Origin of the sequence: Shewanella sp. POL2, from assembly GCF_000282755.1 — a bacterium.
In the GTDB taxonomy this organism is placed as follows: Bacteria; Pseudomonadota; Gammaproteobacteria; order Enterobacterales; family Shewanellaceae; genus Shewanella; species Shewanella xiamenensis.
Window position 1 is genome coordinate 1 of record NZ_AKZL01000216.1, and the last position, 499, is coordinate 499.

General features: G+C 48.7%; 1 protein-coding gene. It reads left to right on the forward strand.

The features are described 5' to 3' along the window. On the forward strand, nt 1–499 hold a 499-nt coding region (locus SHEWPOL2_RS22130; protein ID WP_037431918.1), incomplete at both ends, for a transposase.

Below are 499 nucleotides of genomic sequence, written 5' to 3' on the forward strand. Positions count from 1 at the left end.
AATGGCGTAAGTGTAAAACCCATTACTTATTTAACGCCTTTAATCTTGCCAAGGTGTGGCGAGCACGTTTACTGGCTTATCTGAGTGACACGCTTCAGCTTAAACTGCCACATCAATCTCCCTCAAAATGGGTGGTCGATTGTCAGTTTGTCGGTAAAGGTGCGCCTGCACTGCAATATCTGTCGCGCTACCTTTATCGGGGCGTTTTACCCGACAGCAGTATTTGTCGTCATGTCGATAATCAGGTGAGTTTTACCTATCAAGACAGTCAGACTCGCTGCCAACAAGTACGCAGCTTGCCCGCCGTCGAATTTCTGTGGTTGATATTACAACATGTATTACCCAAAGGATTACGGCGAGTGCGTGACTATGGCTTACTGCGAGGTAATGCCAAAACGCTACGGCAACAAATCCAACTGATGCTGGCTGTCGCAGGAGCCGCTTTCCCCGTATTACCAGAGGTCAAACGTGCCTTAGCCGTGCGCTATTGCCCTTGTTG